1 protein-coding gene is annotated in these 1,342 nt (G+C 66.8%); it reads left to right on the forward strand.

What is annotated here, in order from left to right:
- Window positions 1–147 precede the first annotated feature (147 nt).
- Window positions 148–1,342 (forward strand): IS21 family transposase (gene istA / locus ACWC24_RS41810; RefSeq protein WP_450668162.1); only part of this gene is annotated, 1,195 nt, incomplete at its 3' end.

Raw genomic sequence — 1,342 nt, forward strand, 5'->3', positions numbered from 1 at the left:
CTGGCTTTGTTGGTGAGTTTCAAGAACGTCTGATGCTCAGAGGCAGGAACGCTCGGTTTCACGGGAGAGTGATGTCGCCGAGTTTCGAGAACACCTCGGTGCTTGCTTCGGGACCATGGTTGTGCTCTGCACGACGAGGGGGCCCGGGTGTTGCCGAAGTCCAAGGTCGATCTGTACGCGGCGATCCGTCGTGACGCCCAGGGCGGCACGTCGTTGCGGGCGGTCATGCGGAAGTACGGCGTCGGCTACGAGACCGTACAGAAGGCCCTGATCTCGGCGTTGCCGGAACCGCGGAAGAAGATGGAGCCGCGGGAGACACGGCTGGACCCCTACAAGCCGGTGATCGACGGCATCCTCACGGCCGATCTGACCGCACCGCGCAAGCAGCGGCACACCGTCAAGCGCATCTTCGACCGGCTGCTGGACGAGCATGGTGCCGACGTCTCCTACCAGATGGTCCGAGGCTACGTCGCTGCCCGCCGCGAGGAGATCCGGCTGGACGCCGGCAAGGGTGTGGTCGACGCGTTCGTGCCGCAGACCCACAGGCCCGGTGCCGAGGCTGAGGTCGATTTTGGGGACGTCACGGTCAAGCTGGCCGGCGAACTGGTGACCTGCTACCTGTTCGCGTTCCGGATGTCGTACTCGGGCAAGGCCGTCCACCGCGTCTTCGCCTCGGCGGGGCAGGAAGCGTTCTTCGAGGGCCACGTCCACGCTCTCAACGTGCTGGGCGGAGTGCCGACCGGGAAGGTCCGCTACGACAACCTTAGAGCTGCCGTCGCCCAGGTTCTGGGCCTCTCACGCCGCCGGGTGGAAGCCGAACGTTGGACCGCCTTCCGCTCGCACTACGGACTGGAAGCCTTCTACTGCCAGCCCGGCATCCGCGGCGCCCACGAGAAGGGCGGAGTCGAAGGCCAGATCGGCTGGTTCCGCCGCAACCACCTCGTCCCCGTCCCCGAAGTCGACACGCTCGCCGAACTCAACGCCATGATCGACCGGTGGGACCAGGCGGACGACAACCGCCGCATCCGCTCCCGGACCCACACGATCGGCGAGTACTTCGCGACGGAACAGCCGCTGCTCGCACCGCTACCGGAAGATCCCTTCGAGACCGGCCGGCTCTCCACACCGCGGGTCGACCGCTACAGCCAGATCTGCGTCCGGATGAACCGCTACTCGGTCCCGGTCCGGCTGATCGGGCGGACCGTCCGCGTCATGCTCCACGCCTCCGAGCTGGTGGTCTACGACGGCCGCGAAGAAGTCGCCCGCCACGAACGGCTCATCGCCCGCGGCGCCACCCGTCTCGAACTCGACCACTACCTCGAGGCCCTGATCCGCAAGCCAG

The organism is Streptomyces sp. NPDC001443, from assembly GCF_053597355.1.